Source organism: uncultured Thermanaerothrix sp., assembly GCF_938028735.1.
Taxonomy (GTDB): Bacteria; Chloroflexota; Anaerolineae; order Anaerolineales; family Anaerolineaceae; genus Thermanaerothrix.
The window spans coordinates 146,253-170,074 of sequence record NZ_CALIMF010000014.1; the positions used below are offsets into that span (position 1 = coordinate 146,253).

The window sequence follows — 23,822 nt, forward strand, 5'->3', positions numbered from 1 at the left end:
TTTATTTTACAACAATGATGCGCAGCATAGCTCCATGTTTGTACACTTCGGGATGATATCCTCTGGCCCTAATCCAAGCCGCGAGCTCCTCAGGATATCGGAAGCGACTTCGCATACCAATACTACGTTCAAGTAGGGCCACTATCTTGACAGCCCAATGGTGATAATTAGGCTCTTCAATGACCAAGACACCCTCTGATGCTAGCACGCGCATTAGCTCATCCAGTACAGCCCCTTGATCCTGCACATGGTGAAAGGCATCCACCATTAGCACCCGAGCAAACATGCCGTCCTGAAAGGGCAAACACTCAGCCGTCCCCTGCACCGGAGAAAGCCCTGGCTTTAACCGCGCTTGGCGCAACATTCCCATTGAAGGATCCAGCACTACGATCCCATCCACACTGTTGATCAAACCTGCTACCACCCTGCCCGTCCCACCCCCTACATCCAACAACCAGCCCACAACAGGTAACTTCAGCCATCGCTTGATCTCATCACTGGGGGGGAATCCAAAGATGCTTTCATACCAGGGCGCCAACCAGTCAAAATGGGAATTGCCTTTGCTTATGCTCATGCGTTTATTGTACTCAAAATAACTCCGCTATGGCGCTTGACGAAATAGAACATATATTCTATAATATAAGCAATCCATAGAAAGCGCCCTCTTCCCTCTACCGGATAAGAAGGAGGTGACAGATCATGACCCTTCTAACCCATTCGATCAATACCTGGTTCGAAAACCTTCCGGTGACGCTTCACCGACACCGTGGGATTTTCTTTGGGATTTTATTGTTGCTTGCGCTAGCTGGGTTTGAGATCTTCAACTACAGCACCACCTATGTAGCTCTTCATGACCTACTGGGTGACCTCGCTTTCGGCCCGCTGGAATGGGCAACCGTTCTTGCCATTGCATTTTGCAGCATTGATTTTGCTGGGATTGCTCGCCTGTTCCTTCCTGACGAGGAGATTGCCCAGAATCAGGGGATTTGGCTCCTTTTCGGCGCCTGGCTCTTGGCTGCCACCATGAACGCCGTTCTGACCTGGTGGAGCGTTTCGCTGGCTCTGGTCGAGCACACGCCGCGCGCCAGCGCATTCATCAATCCAGAATTGCTAATCCAGGTTGTCCCGTTGTTTATTGCCATTCTGGTTTGGGTGACCCGTATCTTGCTCATTGGCACATTAACCCTGGCCGGTCAGCGTGTGTTCGCCAATGCCCCGGCAGCACCTGCGCGCCCTCAGCCTCAACCCATGCAGCGCCCTCGTGAACTTCGATCCGCAATAACACCACAGCGCGATTCGCCTGTCGCCAGCCCTATGCCACTGCGCACCGCCCCATCGCGATCCACTGGCCTTCAGCGCGAGCCAACTTACGTGGATGAAGACTCCCAACTCGAATCACGCCCAACCACAGGGGCACGTTTTCTGTGATCTCGCCGTGCCAGAACAACCTCAAGCGCCTGGTTGATAGTCGTAAAGACCTGAGCGCCAAGTTCCTCTAAGGCTCGCCTCTTGGTGGGCTGATGCGAGATTCCCCAGGCATTAAGGTTTACTTGGCAACCTAGTCCAAGCAAATACTCCGTAGCCTTTTGACAAGCCCGAATGCCAACCGGAGAATCTTCAAAAATGTGCACACTCAAACGAGACGGTAAAAGGCACGAACGCAGGGAGTGCTTATCTATTAGGCCGTTCAGATGAGCATTATCCCCCCATTCTGGCCTTCCATACATCTGATAAGCCCACAACAAACCTTTTAGGGCATCCCCCGTGAGAGCCGCCATGATGGCAGCCAAAGCCTGAAAGGGTGATGGCTTAAGCAGGCACTCGGCATGAATCCCCAAGTACTCTGCCACAAATATGAGAGCCCCGTGGCCAATCACTGGAAGATCAGGGGCGCCAAGCAGTTCAACAGCAATTTCAGCCTCAGGACTATAGCCTACCCGAATGTGGGGTGGAGACAGGGGGGGGCGTGAAGGTCGTGCGGTCATCACGGCTCCTCCGCCCTCTCCATTTTGAAGCACTTCTGCCAAAATGCTTTTTTCCACCAAAACACGATCCCACACTTCAAGATAAGAGGCCGAATCAAAGGGAGCTTTCACGCGGTAAGTTTCTTCAAAGAGATGACTACCCAACACCCGCACTTGGAAATCCCGGTTGGGTAGATGGTGAAAGATATCCCGAGTTGAGGAGAACATCACCTCTAGCAATGGATGATGAGATAAGCGCGGGAACCGTTCCTGCAACCACGAGGAATCTCTTTGCATGAGTAAACCCTCGACTAGCGGATATCCGGCCATACGCTTGTCCCCCAATCCATCATACGCCTTCCCAAAAGCCGGACGCGCAACCGAATGAGAAGTTGTCTGACGGATAACATTGAGGGCTTGGTTCAAATCCGCCGGCAGAGTTATCCCCGGATGTAAATTCCACCAAGCCTCAATAATCAAGGCAAGCGAAAAAGGAATCATATCCCATTCACTAGTCACACCTTGTGCTTCAAGAACAGCAATCTCATCCTCGTTGGGAGCAAAAGTGGGGTTCAACCCCATCCTGGCCGCCCAATCATTGAGAGTGTCTTTGAGCGCTTGCCGGTAACCGCCCGGTTGAATCAGTACACCATCCAGATCAAACAAATAGATTGAACAAGACTCTTTACCCATAGAATTTCCTGCTCCAATGACAATCCTGGACTATAATTTAGCCGGATATTGTTTGGGAGGGTTATCAACCCATGGTGGATATTGTAACCGACAGTTGCGCAGATTTGAGCTCTGAACTGATCCATCAATTTAATGTTCGTGTTTTACCCTTACAGGTTTTCATTGATAATCGAACAATCTCTGATGGCTCTATATCCCCCAAGGAACTATTCAGCCTAGTGGCCAAAACCGGTGAACTTCCCAAAACATCTGCCCCTTCGATAAAGGAGTTTCTCGAATTTTTTGAGCCCTCAGATGAGATCATATACATCGGAATATCGGCGAAGCTGTCAGCCACACTTTCAAATAGCTTACTCGCCGCACAACAATTACCCCATAAGAAAATCTACATTATAGACTCCAAGAACCTTTCTACCGGTATTGGATTGCTGGTCCTCAAGGCTGCTGAGTTGCGCGATCAAGGATGGACAGCCGAGGAAATCGTCCGTGAAATTCGGGCCATGGTTCCACGGGTTCACACTTCGTTCGTCATCGAAACGATGGAGTATCTTTATAAAGGAGGACGCTGCACTGCCTTGCAGGCAATCGTGGGAAGTGTGCTAAGAATTCGGCCTATTATTGAGGTCCGTCCCGATGGCATGCTGGGAGTCAAAGCCAAAATCCGGGGCACGCGGGTTAAAGCCCTGGATGCCATGCTTGAAGACCTTCGTTTGCACTTGCCCTACTTGGATCTGCATCGTGTATTTGTTACCCACACGGGTTGCGACGAAGATGCAGCCTACCTGGTTGAATCCATAAAGTCAATGGCCCCCGTTGAAGAGATTTGTGTTACTCAGGCCGGGGCTACTATTTCCAGCCACTGCGGCCCAGATACAATTGGTATTCTCTTTATTGCTGATGCACATTCCAATACTGAGGCGTAGTTTTCTTCCTACGCCTCAGTATGCATGGCTTAGACCCCGCACCCGGGTTTCAGATGAGCCCTACCATTTTCCCAACCTTGTAGAAAATATCCAAAACGCGCTCCAATTGCTCATCGGTATGTGTTGCCATATAACTGGTACGCAATAATTGCATCCCAGGCGGGACTGCAGGGCTAATCACCGGATTGACGAAGACCCCATTCTCAAACAACAAGCGCCAAGTCAGGAATGTTTTCTCATCATCGCCTATGATGATCGGAACGATGGGAGATTGAGAGTTACCAATATTGAAGCCCATCTCTTGGAACGCCTTGCGCATATGCTCGCCGATCTTGTTAACGCGTTCAATCCGCTCAGGCTCTTCGCGCATAATGCGCAAGGCTGTCAACGCAGCCACAGCATTTGAAGCCGGAATACTAGCGCTAAAAATCAATGCGCGGGCATGATGCTTCACATAATGAATGACCTGCTCGTCTCCGGCCACAAAGCCCCCTAGTGAAGCAAAGGACTTGCTAAAAGTAGACATGATTAAGTCCACCTCATCGGTAACCCCAAAATGAGCCGCTGTGCCGCGGCCTCCTCCTAACACCCCCATGCCGTGAGCATCATCCACCATGATCCGTGCACCGTACTTCCGTGCCACGGTCACAATGTCGGGAAGAGGAGCCAGGTCTCCCCCCATGCTAAAGAGACCGTCAACTACGATTAACTTGCCGCTCTCGTCGGGAATGGAACGCAAAACCCGTTCTAGGTGCTCAACGTCATTGTGCCGAAAGCGCTCAATTTTACCAAACCCTAATCGAGCCCCGTCTACAATACTGGCATGATCGTCCTTGTCCAAAATAACCACGTCATTCCGGCCCACTAGCGCGCTGATCGTACCTAAGTTGGTTTGCATTCCAGTCGAGAATACCAGCGCAGCCTCCTTCCCAACCCACTCGGCTAATTCGTGCTCGAGTTGCTCATGTAACGCGAGTGTACCGTTAAGAAAACGGGAGCCGGTACAACTGGTGCCATAACGCTCAATGGCTTCACAGGCGGCTTTTTTCACCCTTGGGTCCGTCGTGAGACCTAGGTAGTTGTTTGAACCGCACATAATTAGGCGTTTGCCTTCAAAAACAACTTCGGTCCCCTCGTTTTCTGCCATGGGAATGAAATAAGGATAAATCCCCTGCTCGATAGCCTGCTTGGCAATTGTAAATTCATGACATTTGGCAAAGATATCCATGGATCCCTCACATCTTTCGTTGTGGTTTATGATAAGATTGCTGAGAAAGCCCTACCCTGAAAGGTCAATTCAATGCTCTTACCCCTGGCTGGACAAGAGCTTTCCGCTATTATAACCAATAGTAAAAGCCTTTTGGGACTTTTACCGCTCAACCCATTCTGATGATCTTGGCTTCAACCTGCAATGAGGTGACTTATGACATTCTTTGGTGGAATCGAAGCCGGCGGAACCAAGTTTATTTGCGCCATCGGTAATGGGCCGAATGAACTGGTAGCCCAGATACGTTTCCCGACCACCACACCAGAAGAAACCCTTAATCAAGCAACTGAATTCTTTATCCGTTTTATGGAGAAAACCCAAACTCAACTGGCGGGGATCGGTATTGCCAGTTTTGGCCCCTTAGATTTGATTGTAGGATCACCCACCTACGGTTACATCACCTCAACCCCCAAACCGGGGTGGGCCAATGTTCCGATTCGAGACGTGCTCCAGACCCGCACTGGCTGTCCGGTTGTCATTGATACCGATGTCAACGGCGCTGCTTTAGGTGAAGGCAAATGGGGAGCAGCGCAAGGATTGCGTGATTACGTTTACCTCACCATTGGTACAGGGGTTGGCGGCGGGCTAATTGTCCAGAACCATCCTTTTCACGGTATGCTCCACCCCGAGATGGGGCACATTCGCCTACCCCGCGATCCAGAAAAAGATCCCTTCCCTGGAAACTGTCCTTTCCATGGCGATTGCTTTGAGGGTCTGACCAGTGGCCCAGCCTTAATGGCACGAACGGGGCAAAAACCGGAATTCCTCCCGCCCGATCACCCCATCTGGGAATTGGAAGCCGAGTACATTGCCCTGGCCCTACAATCTATCATTTGTATTGCCTCCCCTCAACGCATCATCCTGGGGGGCGGCGTCATGCAACAAAGCCATCTCTTCCCCCGCATCCGCACCTTGACCCGCCGTCTATTGAATGAATACATCCAGACCAGGGAAATCCTAGAGGAGATCGAGACTTACATCGTACCCCCTACTCTTGGGGATATGGCCGGTGTGTTGGGTGCCATTGCCCTTGCCCAACAAATCGAATCGGCTTAACGCTTCCGGCACTTTATACGTCCTCAAATTCTCTATTATTCGAGGCCGCAATGGATAAACCTATACTCACCTTCTTTTGCGAACTTGAAACTGAGCCACTGACAACCCTCTTTGCATCTCCCGACCTCCTTACTCAGATCAAAAACCTGGGAGCTAGGGTCAGCTTAGGGATTCTGGATCTCAGTCCCGAACGTGCAGCCATAGTACAACGCCTAAATAGCGAGGGGATCCCTGTTCATGCCTGGTTGCTACTTCCCAAAGAACAAGGATATTGGTTCAATCTGGATAATATTACCCAAGCATATGAGCGATACGAGAAATTCAAAACCTGGAGCCACGAGCATAACCTGCGGTGGGATGCCATTGGCCTGGATATCGAACCTGATATCCGAGTTGTTGAATATCTACGCCACAGCCATTGGCAAGGTTACTGGTATCTGGCCCGTCAGGCCTTCAATCGTGACCGAGGTGAAAGCGGGCGCCAGGCATACCAGTTGCTCGTCAATCGCATTCGCCGGGATGGTTACTTCACCGAGTCTTATCAAATTCCGCTGATCGTGGACGAGCGCCGTACAGGATCCTCGTTGCTGCAACGCTTGCTAGGCATCGTTGATCTAGATGTCGATCGCGAGGTACTCATGCTCTACTCCAGTTTTGTACGCCCGATAGGGGATGGGTATCTATGGAGCTATGCCTTCGATGCCCAGGCCATTGGAGTTGGTAGCACTGGGGGTGGCGTGAATTTAGAGGGCGTGGCTAACACCCGTCCACTTAGCTGGGCAGAATTGCAACGTGATCTTCTGTTAGCCTTTCAGCACACTGATTTCATCTACATTTTCAGCCTGGAAGGGTGCGTCGAGCAGGGTTTCTTACCCCTGATCCGTGAACTGGATTGGCAGCAGAAGCCCTATATTCCTATACAGGCCACCAAGCAGGTTGATCGCTGGCGCCGATGGGGTCGGTTGGGATTGTGGGTATTGGCACGCCCATGGGTGCCGGCGCTTGCACTTCTTATGTTACTAACGATGCTCTTCCGCAATCGTCGGAAATGATCAACGGATCCCCGACTTCCACTGCCCACCCCAGACAGGTGGGCAGTGGGGGTTAGAAATCCAACAACTCCTCAAGGGAGATGTCCTTGAGATGCAGATAAAGAATGCGGCGCCCCCGTGCTCTTAACGCCTCAAAATCTCCCAAGGCTTGGGCGCGTTCGAGAATACCAAATCGAATCCCCTGCCCTGGGATCTCAAAATCAACTTTGGGCTCATAGGTGATTTGGAGAAACACGCCGCGATTGGGTCCACCTTTGTGCAACTGCCCGGTTGAATGCAGAAAACGCGGCCCGAAGCCTAAAGTAGTGGCACACCCGGTAACCTCAAGAATTTTCTTGCGCAGCGCTTGTAGAATTCTCATCGTCCATTCATTGCGCGGGAGGTACGCATTAATCGCTACGTAGTCACCCGGCACTGCCAGCCTGATAAATGACCTCAGTAGGTCCACTAGGGATGGCGTGTCTCCGCTAATTTGCAGGGAAGTGAAAGCGCCCACTTTTCCATTTTCCCACTGGGGCGATTCTACAGATAGGACGCCATGAGACTGAAAACCTGCCAGCAATGCACGAGTGCGGCTTTTGCTGTCTTCCACATCCGGTTGATCAAAGGCATTGACCCGCAAATACGCACACGCAATAGCGACCGCCACTTCCCACCGGTACATTTCTGCGCCCAGATCATACACATCTCTAAATCTGAACGTCAACACAGGATGCTCGGCGGCCAGCAGGGCCTGAGCACGTGCTTCTTGTGCACCGCCAAGACGAAAATAGATAAACAGCCGGTCCTGTCCATAACCGTCTACGGCAACCTCGGGTTCTTGATCCACCGGGATGATACCACGTCCATCTTTACCACTCGATTCGGCAACCAGTTGCTCCAGCCATGCACCCAGAGGAAATAGCTCCGGATCGGCTAGGAAGGTCAATTTGTCACGCCCTTGCACCGCAGCCAGCCCCAGCAAAACACCCAAGACTAAACCCGGGTTACGTCCTGCGGGTTGGTTCGGCAGACACTGCTCCATCATGTTTTCTGCCCGCCCCAATAGTTGGGCAACATTCATCCCCAACAATGCACCGGGCACCAAACCAAATGCAGTCAGGGCCGAGTATCGTCCACCCACTAGGGGATCCCCATAGATAATCTCCCGGAACGCGCGCTCATATGCCAATTTGGCAAGTGGGGTTTCCGGGTCAGTAATGGCAATGAAGTGGCGCCCGGGTGTTGTATCGCCGTGGGATTTCACCCACTCCCAGAAATACTCCATCAAGGCGTGGACCTCAACCGTCGTCCCCGACTTGCTTGATACAATGAACAAGGTTTCGCCCCACTTAATACGACTCACAACCTCTGCAATTTGTTCGGGGTCTGTGGTATCAAGCACTGTCAAACGCAACCCCGGTTGGTTGCCGACCTGCCCCACCCCAAAAATCAGAGCAAATACCTCCGGCGCCAGGGATGAGCCTCCCATCCCCAACAATACGGCCTCCCGATATCCCTCTTTGACCAACTGGAGTGCCAATGCACTCAGAGAAGGCAAAAGAGTGCGACTCTTTTGTGGGGCAATCAACCACCCTAGGCGCCGTCTCACTTCCGCTTGACCCTCTGGGTCGTCTGTCCACAGGCTCGCATCTGCCTCGAAAAGCCGCTGAATATAGTGCTCATGAGCAACGCGCGCAACCTGGGCTGCCAAAACGGTACTGAAAGGTCCCAGTTCTGCCACGGCGGCCTGCCGGCGTTCTTCAATCGTTTTCAAGAGGGCTTCGAAGGCACTCGCAAAGGCCCTCACACCTTCATCTTCAAGTTCTTGTGTCACCTGCGCCATAGAGATCCCCAGCTGTTCGAGAGCAGCGATGATCTTTTTCTCTTCATCCACCTTTGCGCTTAAGGTCACTTGCGCTATCCCATGATCGGCGAAAGCCGCCAGAGTTTGAGGGGGCACAGTGTTAACAGTCTGGGGGCCAATGAGCTCTTCTACGTAAAGTACGTCCCGATAGGCCGGGTTTTTCGTGCTCGTTGAAGCCCATAAGGGTCGCTGCACTTTGGCTCCGTGGCGCGCAAGTGCTTTAAAACGCTCATTTCCAAATGCCTCCAAGAATTGGGCATAGGCTAGACGAGCATTGGCAATGGCTGCTTTGCCCATGAGAGCGCGAGCCTGTTCTGCCTCAGGCCCTTCGCGGCGCAGGATCTCCTCTAAACGCTTATCCACTTTGGTATCTACACGGGAGATAAAAAAGGAAGCCACTGAGGCGATCCGATCAACCGGTAGGCCTGCCGCTAGCCGGTCCTCTAGTCCACTCAGATAGGCCTCAATCACCTGAGCATAACGTTCTAGTGAAAAAATCAAGGTTACATTAACATTGATCCCTTCATAAATGGCGCGACGAATAGCCGGCAACCCTGGTAACGTGGCGGGAATCTTAATCATTAAGTTCGGCCGCGCAACCAAGTTCCACAAGCGCTTTGCTTCCGCCACAGTCCCTTCGGTATCATATGCTAAGGTTGGGGCCACTTCCAGGCTGACATAACCATCCTCACCCTGACTGGCTTCGTACAACGACAGAAACAAGTCTGCCGCCTTCTGAATATCTTCAATGGTCAACTGATCATAGATTTGGCGCGCTGACCACCCTGCCCAGGCCATGGATTGAATCGCAACATCATAATCGTTAGAATGAGCAATGGCCTGATGAAAGATTGTTGGATTAGAGGTAACACCACGGATAATCCCCTCAGTGACCATTTGGGCCAGTTCACCATCCTCCAGGAGACGCCGTTGAATATTGTCATACCACAGCGACTGCCCTAATGCATGGAGTTTCTGAATTGCTTCTGCGCTCATGGTCTTCACTCCCATCCGAATCGCTTAGTTCCTTTGACTATGAACGTTGAGCCTCATTTTCTAAAGCCCGCACCTTTTCAAAACGACGCCGGTAACGATCCTCACCCAGAAACTTGGCCATCAAAAAGGCACGCACAATTTCTTTAGCCAGTTCAGGGCCAATGATCCGCCCACCCAAGCAAAGCGTATTCATATTGTCGTGCTCAACTCCCTGGTGGGCCGAATAGGTATCATGACACACACCCGCATAAACGCCCTGCATCTTGTTTGCAGCAATGTTGACTCCGATCCCAGAAGCACAAATCAAAATAGCGCGCTCAACCTCACCGCGTTGGAGCGCCCGACCTGCCTTTTCTGCAAAATCGGGGTAATCGACCCGTTCCTCGCTATCTACACCAAAATCCACTACCTCATGACCCAATGAGCGTACGGCTTCAACGACTGAAGCCTTGAGGGGGAATCCCCCATGGTCACATGCAATGGCTACACGCATTTTTGTGCCTCCTTTATGCCTCTACGCCCAGCAATCCGCGGGCTTCACGAAGAATATCGGCAACGGTCAGACCGAATTTTTCATAAATAACTTTATACGGAGCCGAAGCACCAAAGCGGTGGATGCCCAGAACCCGCCCTTTGTTACCAACCCAGCGCTCCCAGCCCAGAGGGCGTGCCGCTTCTATCGCTAAGCGACGTTCGATGGTGGGCGGCAAGACCTCATCTTGATACCCACGATCCTGCACCTCAAACAATTCCCAACTTGGGAAGGAAACCAGACGTACATTGTAACCTTCTGCGGCCAGCGCATAGCCTGCTTCAACAATCAGGCTCACCTCCGAACCGGTTGCCATCAGGATGATCTGCGGACGACCGCCTCCCAAATCAGCCAGCACATAGGCCCCGCGCCGCAATCCCTCGGCCGGCGCCAGTACTGAGCGATCCATCACCGGGATTGCTTGCCGACTCAGCACCAGCGCCGTTGGCCCATCGCGACGCTCAATAGCCACCTTCCATGCCTCACGCACTTCATTTGCATCCGCCGGACGAATGACCACTAAATGGGGAATCGCCCGTAGCGCAGGTAAATGCTCTATGGGTTGGTGGGTGGGGCCATCCTCTCCTAAACCAATGGAGTCGTGGGTGAAAATCCATATGCTCCCAATGTGAGACAGCGCCGAAAGTCGCACCGCCGGACGCATGTAGTCTGAAAAGACCAGAAAAGTGGCCCCAAAGGGAATGATCCCTTTGTACAATGCCATACCGTTTACAATTGCTCCCATGCCATGCTCGCGTACCCCGAAATGGAGATAGCGCCCAATGGGGTTTTCGGCCTGGAACGCCGTCGTACAACTCATCCAGGTGTTATTCGAAGGCGTTAAGTCTGCTGAGCCTCCCATGAGTTCGGGCAGACGTACGGCGAGAGCATTTAATACCTTCCCCGAAGCCGCGCGCGTGGCAATGCCCTTCGGGTCGGGATCAAACACAGGCAAGTCCTGATCCCATCCCTCCGGCAACTGGCCCTGTATACGCCGCTCAAACTCGGCAGCCAATTCCGGGTAGGCCCGGCGGTAAGCCTCAAACTGCCGCTGCCAGGCCGCCTCTGCTGCCGCTCCGTCCCCAACGGCCTGGCGGTAGAAAGCCAGCACATCATCCGGAATGTAAAACATGGGCTCCAGCGGCCATCCCAAGCGCTCCTTGGCACCACGCAACTCGTCCTCCCCTGGCGGCTCTCCATGCGCCTTAGCCGTCCCCTGGCGCGTGGGTAATCCATAGCCAATCTGGGTACGGCAGATGATCAAAGAGGGACGCGGGTCTGCTTTGGCCGCACGGATGGCCGCATCAATGGCCGCCACATTATTTCCGTCCGCTACGTGTAACACTTGCCATCCATAGGCCTCAAAACGGCGAGCACGATCCTCAGTAAAGGTCAAATCGGTTGAGCCATCAATGGAAATGCGATTATCATCGTAAAGGTAAATTAACCGGCCTAATCGCAAGTGTCCTGCTAGTGAAGCGGCCTCAGAGGCTACCCCCTCCATCAAGTCCCCATCCGTGACCAGAGCATATATGTGGTGATCCACGATATCAAAGCCCGGACGGTTGAACTCTGCCGCCAGGTGGGCAGCCGCAATCGCCATTCCAACCCCGTTGGCGAACCCTTGCCCCAACGGGCCGGTGGTAGTTTCAACTCCTGGCGTCAGTCCATACTCTGGATGCCCCGGCGTTTTACTTCCCCACTGACGAAACCGTTTGAGTTCTTCTAGAGAGAGATCATAGCCAGTCAGATGCAATAAGGCGTAAAGAAGAGCACATCCATGCCCACCCGAGAGGATGAAGCGATCACGGTTGGGCCAGTTAGGATTGTGGGGGTTGTGCTTGAGATGACGGGTCCATACTGTATAGGCGATTGCCGCCGCCCCCATCGGCAACCCCGGATGACCCGAATTGGCATTTTGCACGGCGTCCGCAGAGAGGAATCGCAAGGTATTGATGGCTCGCAATTCAAACTCAGGATCAGTAACCATGACGAGGCTCCTTAGAGAAAAGATCAGAGTATAAAAGCGCAGGAATCGAATTGTCAAAATTCTACCATCAAACTATGCAGCCTTTCCGATAAAACAAAAGGGCTCGCACAGCTGTGCAAGCCCTTTTGTTGGATTCTCCTCATTAATCCAATCGCACGCGCTGTAGACGCAGGCTATTGGTCACCACGAAAACGCTACTAAAGGCCATAGCCAGTGCTGCCAGAATTGGATTTAAATATCCCAACGCTGCCGCGGGAATGAGAAGCACATTGTAAAAGAAAGCCCAGAAAAGGTTCTGCCGGATGGTACGTGAGGTCTTGCGCGAAAGCAAAATGGCTTTTGCTACGCCTCGCAAGTCCCCTCCAACGAGTGTAACCGGCGCGGTAGCCATGGCAATGTCGGTACCCGTTCCAATGGCAATGCCCACATCGGCCTGCGCCAGCGCAGGCGCATCGTTGATACCATCCCCTACCATTGCTACCACATTGCCACCCTCCTGCAAAGCCTTTATGGTCTCAGCCTTGTGTTGAGGCAAAACCTCGGCAATGACCTCTTCAATTTCAACTTGAGCAGCGATGGCTAGGGCCGTTGGTCGCTGATCCCCTGTGAGCATAATAACTCGCAGTCCTAGATCCTTTAACGCGCGCACACCTTCACGAGCGCCCTCCTGCAGGGTATCCGCGATCCCAATCACGCCATAAAGTACGCCATCCACAGCCACAAGCACCGGAGTTCGGGCTTCAGTTCGGATCTTTTCCACCACGGGGGCTAACCCATTAAGCGCCAAGCCTCGCCTCTGAAACATACCCAGGCTTCCCACAGTCACTCGATGGCCTTGAACCTCCGCCTCAACTCCTTGCCCAATTTCAACACTAAACCCAGATGGCGTTTCTAGGGAAAGCCCACGAGCAATTGCCTCAGCCACAATTGCTTCTCCCAACGGGTGACCACTGACCTGTTCCACGCTGGCAGCCAGCTGAAGCAAGTAGTTTTCATCCCGCCCAGCGCGCCACTCTGGGGCAACAAAAAAGTGCGTGACCCGCGGCTGCCCACGGGTCAAGGTACCTGTCTTGTCCAGCACCACTACATTCACTTGCCCAGCCCGCTCCAGCGCCTCACTGCTGCGAAAAAGAATCCCCAATTCTGCGCCCTTGCCAGTGCCTACCATAACCGCCGTTGGAGTAGCCAAGCCCAGAGCACATGGACAAGCAATAACCAGTACCGCCACCATATGGATTAAGGCACGAGCAAAAGTCGCATTGATATCCCCGGGTATGGGAACCAGAAAATACCAGACCCCAAACGTTATCAGGGCAATCAAAAGGACTAGAGGAACAAAAACTGCTGAAATACGGTCCGCCAGGCGCTGGATCGGGGCTTTACTGGCCTGAGCCTCCTGCACCAATCGTACAATTTGCGCCAACAGGGTATCCTTGCCAATACGGGTGGCCTCAAATCGCAAATAACCCTGCTTATTCAAAGTGCCCCCAATAACAGAGTCCCCAGGTTTCTTTTCCACCGGTAATGACTCACCGGTTAACATTGATTCATCCACCGTTGAATGGCCTTCTATCACCACACCATCCACCGGAATGCGCTCACCCGGTCGCACCAGTACCATATCACCCCGCTGAACTTCCTCAACAGGTACTTCAAGTTCTTGGCCCTCACGCACCACGCGAGCCGTTTTCGATTGTAGCCCCATCAACTTGCGAATGGCCTCGCTGGTCATTCCACGCGCGCGGGCCTCCAGAAACTTTCCCAACCGCACCAAGGTGATGATAACCGCAGAGGTTTCAAAATAAACGTGGCCCTTAAGCCATCCCAAAACCACGGCTACGGAGTACAAATAAGCCACTGAGGAGCCCATGGCGATTAGGACATCCATGTTAGCAGCCCCGTTACGTACCGCATTGTACCCATTCCGATAATACTGCCAACCCACGTAGAATTGGACGGGTGTCGCTAGCAGCCACAAAAGGACATCAAACCAGCGAGCGTGAGCCAAAGCCATAGGTAACCACCCTAGGTCACGCCCCATTGCCAGTAAGAAAAGTGGCAGGGTAAACATTAATCCTACAATGAGCAGGTGCCTTTGCTGAGCCATCTCTCGATGCCGGGCTTCAGCTTCCGCATCTTGAAAATCAACCTGACCCTCAACTACCTCAAAGCCCACGCGACGTACGACCCGCCGCAGGTCCTGCTGACTAACCAGGGTAGGAATATACCGCACGAAGATTTGATTGGTCGGATACACAACCTGGACTTCTCGTACTCCTTCCAGTTGAGTCAGTGCTCGTTCTAGGCGACGAGCATCATTAACATCGCTCAACCCCTGCACCAACCAGCGCACTTCACCCGTAGCAACGCCGTACCCAGCACGTTCCACTCGAGCAACCAAGTCTTGCAGACGGGTCAAGGTGGGATCAAAAATCACCGTAGCGCGCTCTGAAGCCAGGTTAACGGCAACATGCGCCACTCCCTTTTCTTTCTTAATGCTGCGCTCAATGGTAGCAACACAGTTGGCACATGTCATTCCAGTAATAGGCAGCACTACTTGCTGCGTTTTTTCCATAGCTACCTCCTGCAATGACCTCGGGACGGGAAAACACCCTGAGGTCAAACAAACACCCACTAGACCCTTTGGGGAGGGTAATTGATCTCTACCAGCAATCTCTCAATACCTTCTAGAGTCGCTGGGGCCTCAAACTGAACTCTGACCTTTTTGCTGGAAAGATCGGCTTCCACAGAGCGTACTCCGTTCAGTTCCTGTAATTCCATTTTGATTGTGTGGATGCAATGGGCGCAGTGGATGGCCGGTACATAGAATTCAACTTCTGACATGGCGCCTACCTCCGTTGGGAAAAATTTGTGGCATTGAAGACTTCAACAATCTCTTTGAGGACACGCTCGCGCTCCTGAGGATCCTCTCCGCGCAGGGCTGTAATAACACATGAGTGGAGATGATCGTCAAGGATCATAGCACTGATTTTATCCAGCGCAGCCTGAACAGCCCGGATCTGGCGAATCACGTCAATGCAATAGGCATCCTCTTCAACCATACGCCGGATCCCGCGCAAATGCCCCTCGGTAGTCCTTAAGCGCGCCAACACCTCTGGATTAGCCATTACTGTTCCATTCTAGCCCCTCCCCATAGGGAGGGGTAGATATATTATACCTTCTTTCTCCAATTTGGCAAGATTTTCGATCGCTTCTCCCCGATCACCCGAATCGGGTGTGCCTTTCTAAAACAATGTCAAAAGTCACGCCTTGACATGCCTTCATTTTACGAATAGCATACCCTTATGCTGGAGTTTCTTCATTATCATTGGCGCCTGATTAAAGTCACCCTCCTGACCCTGGGGCTAGGGTGGATTGGGCTCTCCGCCCTCTGGTTCCCGCCCCGCTCCGATCTTTCCCCGGCGCCGAGGCCTGGATTCCCTGCCCCCTCTCTCACCCTGGACACTCTATATGAAGGCTCCCTCAACCTTGAACAGATTCATGCTCGGGTGATTATATTAAATTTCTGGGCCTCCTGGTGCCCGCCTTGTCGTGCTGAAATGCCAGTGTTTGAAAAACTGAGCCGTGAGTTCAATCCTGCCGAGGTGCGCTTCATCGGCATCAACGCCACCTATCAGGATAACATTTCCCTTGTTTCCCAGTTCATTCACGAAAATCGCCTAACCTTTACCATTGCGCTCGATCGTGAAGGCCAGGGTAGCCATGCTTATCAGATTCAGGCCTTCCCCACTACTTTCCTGTTGGACGAACATAAGACAATTCGGTCTATGTTCTTAGGGGGACCCGTTCCAGAAGCCTGGCTACGGGCTGAAATCCATCGCCTTCTAAAGACATCAAGGTAAACGGAAATGTTCCCAGTCATCCAAATCGGCCCACTTTCCTTACAAACACACGGCGTGATTTTCTTACTAGGGCTGTGGTTAGCCCTCTGGGTAACAGAGAGATTTGACTCATCTCGTTCTCATTCGTTTGGGATCTATTATGACCTAGCACTGGTAGCCCTGGGCGCAGGCATCTTAGGGGCGCGGCTAGGTTATGCCGCCAAAAACGTAACCGTGTTTCTTAAGACCCCACTTGCCCTGATCACCCCTACCCCACAGATGCTTGATCTCTCCACTGGTATCATTTTTGCTTCTTTAGCCGCCCTTATATACGGTGGCCGCCGTGGTTTGAAGCTCTGGCCTACCTTGGATCAATTGACTCTAAGCGCTTCCGTCTTTGCAGTGGCCCTCCATCTTGCAGATCTAGCTTCTGGTAACGCCTATGGCTCTCCTGCTGCGGTCCCCTGGTGCATCCCTTTGTGGGGTGACTGCCGTCATCCCACCCAACTCTACGCTCTCCTCTTAGCCCTTGGCATAACCAGTACCATTCTGCGTAGCACGCGAGAAAGATGGCCAACAGGGCTGAGGTTTTGGACCTTCCTTGCCCTGACCGCCTTAGCCCGTCTGATTATCGAGCCTTTCCGAGGGGATTCCACTGCTTGGCTCTTTTTCCGCCAGCCCCAGATTATTGCCTGGATTCTGCTCGCCATCAGCCTACACCAGATGGGTCAACACCTCCACTCAATTTCCAAGGAGCAAGAACATGCATCTTCAGGGTAAAACATTTCTTGTTACTGGTGCAGCTCGCCGTTTGGGCCGTGTATTTGCTTTAGCCATCGCCCGAGAAGGGGGAAACGTTATCATTCATCACGGTCATTCCCCTAATGAGGCACAAGAAGTTGTCAACCTTGCTATGGGTATGGGGGTCAAGGCATGGATCCTCGAAGGTGATCTTTCGGAGCCCGCTACTGTGGAGGCTTTGTTCGACCATGCCTGGGAGATAGCCCCCTTGGATGGTCTCATCAATAACGCAGCAATTTTTGAGGATCGCGATCTCTGGCAAACGGACTTAGATACCTGGCAACGCCACTTGAATATTAACCTTACCGCTCCGTTTCTCTTAAGCCGTTGTTATGGGATGCGTCTCCCCGCATCAAAAACAGGACGCATCCTCAACATTCTCGACTGGCGAGCCTTGCGCCCAGGTAGTGATCACTTTGCATACACCATCAGTAAGGCGGCTTTAGCTGCCCTTACCCGCAGCCTGGCCCTAGCGCTGGCACCCCGCATTGTCGTGAATGGCATTGCGTTAGGGGCCATCTTGCCCCCCAGTGATGGCAGCACTGCCCTTAACCTCTTGAAAGACGTTCCGGCCCGGCGCTGGGCCACCCTGGAAGAGGTGGAACAGACTCTGCTTTTCTTCCTCAGCGCCCCCACCTACATCACCGGCGAAATTGTGCACCTCGACGGAGGGCGACATTTGGTCTGATTTCAGCGATTGGAGGAACTCACAATGGATGTTACCTTTATTCACGATTTACTGATTCGGGGTGTCATTGGAATTAGCGAGCGCGAACGTGCGCAGCCCCAGGACATCCTGGTTAATCTGGCTTTGTACGGGGATGTGACCAAAGCCGCCCAAAGCGATCGTATTGAGGATTGCATCAATTACCGAACCATTGCTAAAAAGGTCATCGCCTACGTAGAGCACACCGAACGCTTTACCGTTGAAGCCTTGGCTAGCGATATCGCTCGCTTGTGCCTGGAAGAACCCGGTGTCGTAGGCGTACGGGTTCGCATTGAAAAGCCAGGCGCTGTGCGTTTTGCCCGCTCGGTTGGCGTGGAAATTGAACGTTTCCGCAGGGTAGATAGCAACCCTGTCATGCACCAGGCTTACGTGTTGCTAGGAAGCAACATCGCTCCTGAAACCAATATTGCGGCTGCGATCCAGCGTCTCAGGGAGGTTTGCACGGTTAATGCCCTCTCCAACATCTGGGAAACTGAAGCGGTCGGTTCGCCCGGACCACGCTTTCTTAACACCGTAGCCTGGATCTCGACTCCGCTTGATTTGACCGCTTTCAAAGCTGAGGTGCTCTCACGTATTGAACAGGACCTTGGGCGTGTCCGAACGACCAACAAGAACGCTCCCCGTACAATTGATTTGGATGTTGTTGTTTTCGATGAGCAAGTGCTGGATGATAATCTGTGGCAACGCGATTTTATCGCGCTGCCACTAGCCGAGTTGCGACCCGACCTGAGTCGCTCCGCCAACGATGAAAGTCTAGCCGAGATCGCCCGACGTCTGCGTGCAACCTCTTCTGCTTTTGTCCGTACTGACTTGAGCCACTTAACTCGACTGCGCTAAATGTGCAGTGGCTCAGCACTGCGCGAAATGTTATCCAGAAACTCCATCCGGGTGGCCATGCTGGTGCGAAAGGCGCCTAGCATAGTAGACGTGGTCATGCGCGAGTTGTGCTTCTTGACCCCTCGAATCATCGCACACATATGAATAGCTTCAACAACAACCGCAACACCTAAGGGATGCAGAACCTCATTTAAGAAGTCCGCAATTTGACGGGTCATGCGTTCCTGAACCTGCAATCGCCGCGCAAACATATCCACAACCCGTGGAATTTTGGAAAGACCAATCACTTTGCCTTTGGGAATGTAAGCCACATGCGCCCGACCAATGAATGGGAGCATGTGGTGCTCACACAGACTATAGAATTCAATATCCCGAACCACCACCATTTCATCGTAGTTGACATCGAAAATAGCCTCGTTGATTAACTCAACTGGATCCACCCGATACCCTGCAAGCAATTCCTCATACATACTGGCTACACGCTCAGGCGTACGTACCAGCCCTTGGCGCTCCGGGTTCTCTCCGAAAGCAATTAACATCCTGCGCACGCTTTCCTGAATGGCCTGGACGTCAATCCCGTCTCCATCCAGCAGCTCAGCAGCTGCGAGCACATTTGCATCAATTATTGACGACATAGATCTACCTCCCAATTAAGTCCGACTTTTTATACTATTTCTGGCGACTCAACATGGCGTAGGTTAATTCCCTCAGCGCCTGCATCGCCTCATTATCTAATCCCGACCGCTCGAGCCATTCCATAGCCTCGCGTGTTAGACGATCCGCCTCGGCTTGGGTTTGGTGCTGGACCCCCTCTTCAATCAACCACTGTGCCAGGATTGGCGCTTCCTGGGGTTCAATATTGCCCTCTCGCCAGCGTCGGGCAAAACGCCCATTTTGAGCCAGTCCCAATATCACTGGAAGCGTTTTCTTTCCGCTAACCAAATCGCTCTCTGTTGACTTTCCTGTTAAGGCAACGCTTCCCCATATTCCCAGCCAATCATCCACCACCTGAAAGCACAACCCCAACGCATAACCAAATTGTGAGAAAACCTGTTGGAGCGTTCCATCCGCCCCGCCAATCAACGCACCCAGGTGGGCACAAGTTTGGATCAAGGCCGCGGTTTTACCCGCGATCATTGTCCAGTAAAGATCAGCCGGAATTTCTCGCTCCTGTTCAAACGCGATATCCAGATGTTGTCCCCCTGTTAGACGCAGGCAGGTCTCAGCCAAGAGCGTTTGCGCCTGAAGAACTGCTTCGGTTCTTAAGCGATTGCGCAACTCCGCAAGTGCGATAAACGCAGTTGCAAACATGGCATCACCCGCATTGATGGCCTGGGCTTTTCCCCACTTCGCCCAAACCGTGGGCCGCCCCCGACGCAAAGGGCTGCGATCTTCGATATCATCATGAATCAATGAAAAGTTGTGTAAAAGTTCAACAGCAGCCGCGGCCGGTAGCGCCTTTTTCCAATCTCCTCCCACAGCCTCAGTGATCAGCAACAACAATATGGGGCGTAAGCGCTTCCCTTGGGCCTCTTCTCCCGCCCCTTCTCCTTCCCAACCCATGTGATAGCGTAACATACTTACCATATTGGGATATTGGTTCAAAACCGGATGATTGAGGGTTGCCTGCAAAGTAGACTCTAACTTTGGACGGTAGCGCGATAAGAACGAAGCCAACGAATTCATGATCTCACCACCTTTTGCAACGGAGTCGTGCGCAGCGCGGAGATGGAACCCGCACCCACCGAGAACATAGCAATGCGAAGCGCCAATAATACCTCTTCGACCAAACTCGTCACCTCTTCAACGGACTTTGCAGCAGCCTTCAGAAAGGGTCCCGCCATTCCCACTAGCGAAGCCCCCAAGGCAATGCACTTGGCAACTTCTAACCCGTTACGAATCCCTCCTGAGGCGATTAGGGGAAGCGCAGGGACAGCTTTATGCACAGCTCCTAAAGCCTGAGCCGTGGGGATTCCCCAAGTTCTGAACAAGGCGGCCACACGGGCGCGCCGTTCGTCTTGCATGCGATACATCTCCACCTGGGACCATGAGGTTCCTCCCGCCCCTGCCACATCAATGGCAGCCACGCCCGCATCCGCTAGGCGCCGAGCCACTGAGGCCGAGATCCCCCACCCCACCTCTTTTACCACAACCGGAACACCGATCGTCTGACAGACTTGCTCGATCTTTCTGAGCAGCCCACCAAAGCGCGTATTGCCCTCCGGCTGAAGCGCCTCTTGAAGGGGATTGAGGTGTAAGATCAAGGCATCGGCCTCAATCATCTCAACAACACGCCGACAGTCTTCGACCGTAATGCCGTAATTCAGTTGAACCGCCCCCAAATTGGCAAAGAGCAAAATATCTGGAGCGCATTGCCGAACCTTGAAGGTGTCAATACTCTCTGGATGCTGGAGGGCAGCCCGTTGCGAACCCACCCCCATTGCTAATCCATACTGTTGGGCCACTGTAGCCAGACGCCAATTAATCGCCCCTGCTTCTGAAGTCCCCCCCGTCATCGAGGAGATTAAGAGCGGAGCACCAAGGGCTTTTCCAAAGAATTCACATCGCAGGCTGATGGTTTCAAAATCGAGTTCGGGCAGGGCCACATGCTCAAATGTATAATCCTCCAGCCCATTGGTCAGCCCCGATTGCACGTCTCTTTCGAGATTAATCCTAATGTGGTCATTTTTACGTAACTGAAGATCTGGATCATGCCCTTCCATGCACACCTACTCAACCATTTATGGGTTAGAGTATACCAGAACCAATCACAAAACCTCGGGCTCGCCTTTGGCAAAGATTGTACAACGAAATTCAATATGGCACCTCCTTTTTACCCTCCTCCCTAGCAAACCGCTTGTGATTATCTTGACACCCTCTAATCCCGCATTACAATTACAACAACCTTAGAGACCCAGGAGGTTACAATGAGCAACACATTTGACGAGGTCAAAGCGGTAATTGCGGATGTTTTGAAGATTGACCCCAGCGAAATCACCCCCGAGACGCGTATTATCGAGGACCTCAAAGCCGATTCGATGGACCAATTCTTCCTGATCGATGGTCTCAGCCAAAAGTTTGACCTGGCAATCTCCGACGAGGACGCTCGCCAGATCAAAACGGTTGCCGATGCAGTGCGCTATATTGAAACCCACAAGAAAGCCTGAGAAAAGGGCGCGGAAGAACAGCCCGCTTCCGCGCTTTGATCAGTGCTCTTAATTTCGAACGGGGCCTATTTTCCCAAGTAAGGTTCAACTAAATCAGCCACCTGCTCTGGATGCTCGGCAATCCGTACCCCCGCTGCTTCAAGCGCATTAATTTTGTGCTCCGCTGTGCCGGCGCCCCCCTCAATAATGGCCCCTGCATGTCCCATGCGCTTGCCAGGAGGTGCTGAGCGACCAGCAATAAAGCCTACCACCGGCTTTGTGACATGGCGGGTAATATACTCCGCTGCCCGTTCCTCATTATTGCCCCCAATCTCCCCGATCAGGACAATCGCTTCAGTGTGGGGATCAGCCTCAAAAAGGGAGAGCACGTCAATGAAATCCATGCCCTGGATGGGGTCACCCCCAATGCCCACACACGTGCTAACACCAATGCCCTTTAGTTTTAAGGCATACAGGACTTCATAAGTCAATGTACCCGAACGTGAGACTACACCCACGTTTCCTGGCAGGGCAATATTCCCAGGGATAATTCCCACCTTGCACTCACCCGGCGTGAGAGCACCAGGGCAGTTTGGCCCTACCAGGCGAACCTGTTTTTGATCCAGATAGCGCTTAACCCGCATCATATCCTGGACGGGTATGCCCTCGGTAATACAAAAGATCAATGAAATGCCCGCATCAGCCGCCTCAAAGATCGCATCAGGTGCAAAGCGTGCCGGGACAAAGATAACGCTAACGTCAGCCCCCGTGGCCTCAACCGCAATCTTGACGGAGTCAAAAACTGGGATTTTACCATCGAGAACCCACTCCCCGCCCTTACCCGGGGTTACTCCAGCCACAATATTCGTACCATAAGCGTACATTTGCTGGGTATGAAAGGAACCCTCGTGACCCGTAATGCCTTGCACTAACACGCGTGATTTTCGATTAATCAAGATGCTCATACACCAAATCTCCTTTGCTAATGGCTACAGCTTTTTGAGCCGCCTCAACCAGGGTTTCCGCAGTTATCATGTGAGCATCTGCAAGCATTCTACGACCTTCCTCGGCATTTGTTCCCACTAAGCGCACCACCATAGGGACACGAGGTCTGACTTCTGATAAAGCCCCAAGAATACCGCGCGCCACTTCATCACACCGGGTAATACCGCCAAAGATATTGATTAGCACCACTTTCACCTTCGGATCAGAGAGGATAATGCGCAGAGCTGCCGCCACTTTATCTGCGCCGGCGCCACCGCCAATATCGAGAAAGTTAGCCGGTTCACCCCCATGCAACTTGATGATATCCATTGTTGCCATTGCTAGCCCTGCCCCATTGACCATGCACCCGATCTCACCCTCCAACTTTATATAAGAAAGTCCATATTTACGGGCTTCTACTTCAGCAGGCGCTTCTACATCCAGGTCGCGCATTTCAACCAAATCGGGATGGCGAAAAAGCGCGTTATCATCCACGCTCATTTTCCCATCCAACGCTAACATGCGCTTATCGGCGGTAATAACCAGTGGGTTAATTTCCACCAAAGTTGCATCATGAGCGGTATAAACCCGCCACAATCCCTCAGCAATATTCATAAAAGTTTTCCAATACTCCCGAGGTAAGTCAATCGCCACCGCGATATCTCGAGACTGATAGTCTCGCAAACCGATCAGAGGATCAATATAGACCTTGATAATCTTTTCTGGAGAACGACGCGCAATCTCTTCAATATCTACGCCGCCTTCGGCTGAAGCCATCATGACCGGACAACGCGCATTGCGATCATTTGCGATACCCAGATAGAGCTCACGCTCAATATTTACAGCCTCATCCACCAATATCTTCCGCACTGGCAAACCCCTAATCTCCATACCAAGGATTAAGGTAGCCAGTTCCTCTGCTTCCTCAGGTGAACGCGCAAGGCGGATTCCCCCTGCTTTACCCCGCCCACCCACCAACACTTGGGACTTGATAACTACCCTCCCCCCCAACTCCTCGGCAATGTGCTTGGCTTCCGTCGAATTGAGAGCCACTTTTCCCCGCGGAATAGGGATACCAAAACGAGCAAAAATCTGCTTAGACTGATATTCATGGAGGTTCATAACACATCTGGCCCCTCATTGAATTTAAATGGCGTACGAATTAT

23 protein-coding genes are annotated in these 23,822 nt (G+C 52.4%); 9 read left to right on the top strand and 14 right to left on the bottom strand.

Annotated elements, in window-relative coordinates; translation table 11 throughout:
• Position 1 precedes the first annotated feature (1 nt).
• The gene (locus tag Q0721_RS08410; RefSeq protein ID WP_299028211.1) at positions 2–574 is read right to left on the bottom strand and encodes a class I SAM-dependent methyltransferase; all 573 of its coding nucleotides are present in this window, start codon (positions 572–574) and stop codon (positions 2–4) included.
• A gap of 125 nt (positions 575–699) precedes the next feature.
• Here Q0721_RS08410 and Q0721_RS08415 point away from each other — a divergent pair, with 125 nt between their 5' ends.
• Positions 700–1,428 (top strand): hypothetical protein, encoded by a 729-nt coding sequence (locus tag Q0721_RS08415; protein WP_299028214.1) that lies wholly within the window; start codon positions 700–702, stop codon positions 1,426–1,428.
• On the opposite strand, the gene Q0721_RS08420 is transcribed toward Q0721_RS08415, so the two are convergent.
• Positions 1,368–2,657, bottom strand: a complete 1,290-nt coding sequence (locus Q0721_RS08420) for a hypothetical protein (RefSeq protein WP_299028217.1) — start codon at positions 2,655–2,657, stop codon at positions 1,368–1,370. The two genes, Q0721_RS08415 and Q0721_RS08420, sit on opposite strands and share 61 nt — an antisense overlap.
• A 71-nt stretch (positions 2,658–2,728) precedes the next feature.
• Between Q0721_RS08420 and Q0721_RS08425 the strand changes: the two genes are divergently transcribed.
• Positions 2,729–3,580, top strand: coding sequence for a DegV family protein (locus Q0721_RS08425; RefSeq protein ID WP_299028220.1), 852 nt, complete (start codon positions 2,729–2,731; stop codon positions 3,578–3,580).
• Positions 3,581–3,629: 49 nt separating this feature from the next.
• Here the strand turns inward: Q0721_RS08425 and Q0721_RS08430 are convergent, their stop codons facing one another.
• The gene (locus tag Q0721_RS08430) at positions 3,630–4,808 is read right to left on the bottom strand and encodes an aminotransferase class I/II-fold pyridoxal phosphate-dependent enzyme (protein WP_299028223.1); all 1,179 of its coding nucleotides are present in this window, start codon (positions 4,806–4,808) and stop codon (positions 3,630–3,632) included.
• Between the two features lie 195 nt (positions 4,809–5,003).
• On the opposite strand from Q0721_RS08430, the gene Q0721_RS08435 reads away from it, so the two are divergent.
• Positions 5,004–5,903, top strand: a complete 900-nt coding sequence (locus tag Q0721_RS08435) for an ROK family protein (protein WP_299028226.1) — start codon at positions 5,004–5,006, stop codon at positions 5,901–5,903.
• Positions 5,904–5,953: 50 nt separating this feature from the next.
• The gene (locus Q0721_RS08440) at positions 5,954–6,955 is read left to right on the top strand and encodes a hypothetical protein (RefSeq protein ID WP_299028229.1); all 1,002 of its coding nucleotides are present in this window, start codon (positions 5,954–5,956) and stop codon (positions 6,953–6,955) included.
• Between the two features lie 52 nt (positions 6,956–7,007).
• On the opposite strand, the gene Q0721_RS08445 is transcribed toward Q0721_RS08440, so the two are convergent.
• The 6 genes from Q0721_RS08445 to Q0721_RS08470 all read right to left on the bottom strand — a co-directional run bounded on the left by Q0721_RS08445 (position 7,008) and on the right by Q0721_RS08470 (position 15,447).
• Positions 7,008–9,797, bottom strand: coding sequence for a bifunctional transaldolase/phosoglucose isomerase (locus Q0721_RS08445; protein ID WP_299028233.1), 2,790 nt, complete (start codon positions 9,795–9,797; stop codon positions 7,008–7,010).
• Between the two features lie 37 nt (positions 9,798–9,834).
• On the bottom strand, positions 9,835–10,290 hold the full coding sequence (gene rpiB / locus Q0721_RS08450) for a ribose 5-phosphate isomerase B (protein ID WP_299028237.1): 456 nt from the start codon (positions 10,288–10,290) through the stop codon (positions 9,835–9,837).
• A gap of 13 nt (positions 10,291–10,303) precedes the next feature.
• Positions 10,304–12,319: a transketolase gene (gene tkt, locus Q0721_RS08455; protein ID WP_299028242.1), complete on the bottom strand. Its 2,016-nt coding sequence runs from the start codon at positions 12,317–12,319 to the stop codon at positions 10,304–10,306.
• Between the two features lie 142 nt (positions 12,320–12,461).
• A complete protein-coding gene (locus tag Q0721_RS08460) occupies positions 12,462–14,894 on the bottom strand; it encodes a heavy metal translocating P-type ATPase (RefSeq protein WP_299028245.1) in 2,433 nt (810 codons plus the stop codon).
• A gap of 59 nt (positions 14,895–14,953) precedes the next feature.
• On the bottom strand, positions 14,954–15,163 hold the full coding sequence (locus tag Q0721_RS08465; RefSeq protein WP_299028248.1) for a heavy-metal-associated domain-containing protein: 210 nt from the start codon (positions 15,161–15,163) through the stop codon (positions 14,954–14,956).
• A 5-nt stretch (positions 15,164–15,168) separates the two neighbouring features.
• The gene (locus Q0721_RS08470) at positions 15,169–15,447 is read right to left on the bottom strand and encodes a metal-sensitive transcriptional regulator (RefSeq protein WP_299028252.1); all 279 of its coding nucleotides are present in this window, start codon (positions 15,445–15,447) and stop codon (positions 15,169–15,171) included.
• A 177-nt stretch (positions 15,448–15,624) separates the two neighbouring features.
• Here Q0721_RS08470 and Q0721_RS08475 point away from each other — a divergent pair, with 177 nt between their 5' ends.
• Genes Q0721_RS08475 through folK form a run of 4 tightly spaced genes read left to right on the top strand, consistent with a single transcriptional unit; the run spans position 15,625 to position 18,526 of the window.
• Entirely contained in the window at positions 15,625–16,182 is a 558-nt protein-coding gene (locus Q0721_RS08475) for a TlpA disulfide reductase family protein (RefSeq protein WP_299028255.1), read from the top strand.
• A gap of 6 nt (positions 16,183–16,188) precedes the next feature.
• Positions 16,189–16,941 carry a prolipoprotein diacylglyceryl transferase family protein gene (locus tag Q0721_RS08480; RefSeq protein ID WP_299028258.1) on the top strand — a complete coding sequence of 251 codons (753 nt, stop codon included), beginning with the start codon at positions 16,189–16,191 and terminating at the stop codon, positions 16,939–16,941.
• On the top strand, positions 16,925–17,650 hold the full coding sequence (locus Q0721_RS08485; RefSeq protein ID WP_299028261.1) for an SDR family oxidoreductase: 726 nt from the start codon (positions 16,925–16,927) through the stop codon (positions 17,648–17,650). The genes Q0721_RS08480 and Q0721_RS08485 overlap by 17 nt, the downstream gene beginning before the upstream one ends.
• Positions 17,651–17,674: 24 nt before the next feature.
• Positions 17,675–18,526: a 2-amino-4-hydroxy-6-hydroxymethyldihydropteridine diphosphokinase gene (gene folK, locus Q0721_RS08490; protein ID WP_299028264.1), complete on the top strand. Its 852-nt coding sequence runs from the start codon at positions 17,675–17,677 to the stop codon at positions 18,524–18,526.
• Here the strand turns inward: folK and folE are convergent.
• The 3 genes from folE to fni are packed head-to-tail and all read right to left on the bottom strand — an operon-like array spanning position 18,523 to position 21,249.
• The gene (gene folE / locus Q0721_RS08495) at positions 18,523–19,161 is read right to left on the bottom strand and encodes a GTP cyclohydrolase I FolE (protein ID WP_299028267.1); all 639 of its coding nucleotides are present in this window, start codon (positions 19,159–19,161) and stop codon (positions 18,523–18,525) included. The genes folK and folE overlap by 4 nt on opposite strands.
• A 34-nt stretch (positions 19,162–19,195) precedes the next feature.
• Entirely contained in the window at positions 19,196–20,212 is a 1,017-nt protein-coding gene (locus Q0721_RS08500; RefSeq protein ID WP_299028270.1) for a polyprenyl synthetase family protein, read from the bottom strand.
• A complete protein-coding gene (gene fni, locus Q0721_RS08505) occupies positions 20,209–21,249 on the bottom strand; it encodes a type 2 isopentenyl-diphosphate Delta-isomerase (RefSeq protein WP_299028273.1) in 1,041 nt (346 codons plus the stop codon). The genes Q0721_RS08500 and fni overlap by 4 nt, the downstream gene beginning before the upstream one ends.
• A 204-nt stretch (positions 21,250–21,453) precedes the next feature.
• Here fni and acpP point away from each other — a divergent pair, with 204 nt between their 5' ends.
• Positions 21,454–21,693 (top strand): acyl carrier protein, encoded by a 240-nt coding sequence (gene acpP / locus Q0721_RS08510; protein ID WP_299028275.1) that lies wholly within the window; start codon positions 21,454–21,456, stop codon positions 21,691–21,693.
• A gap of 65 nt (positions 21,694–21,758) precedes the next feature.
• Here the strand turns inward: acpP and sucD are convergent, their stop codons facing one another.
• Positions 21,759–22,637, bottom strand: a complete 879-nt coding sequence (sucD, locus tag Q0721_RS08515; RefSeq protein ID WP_299028278.1) for a succinate--CoA ligase subunit alpha — start codon at positions 22,635–22,637, stop codon at positions 21,759–21,761.
• On the bottom strand, positions 22,621–23,778 hold the full coding sequence (sucC, locus tag Q0721_RS08520; protein WP_299028283.1) for an ADP-forming succinate--CoA ligase subunit beta: 1,158 nt from the start codon (positions 23,776–23,778) through the stop codon (positions 22,621–22,623). Before sucC ends, sucD begins: the two co-directional genes overlap by 17 nt.
• Positions 23,779–23,822 lie beyond the last annotated feature (44 nt).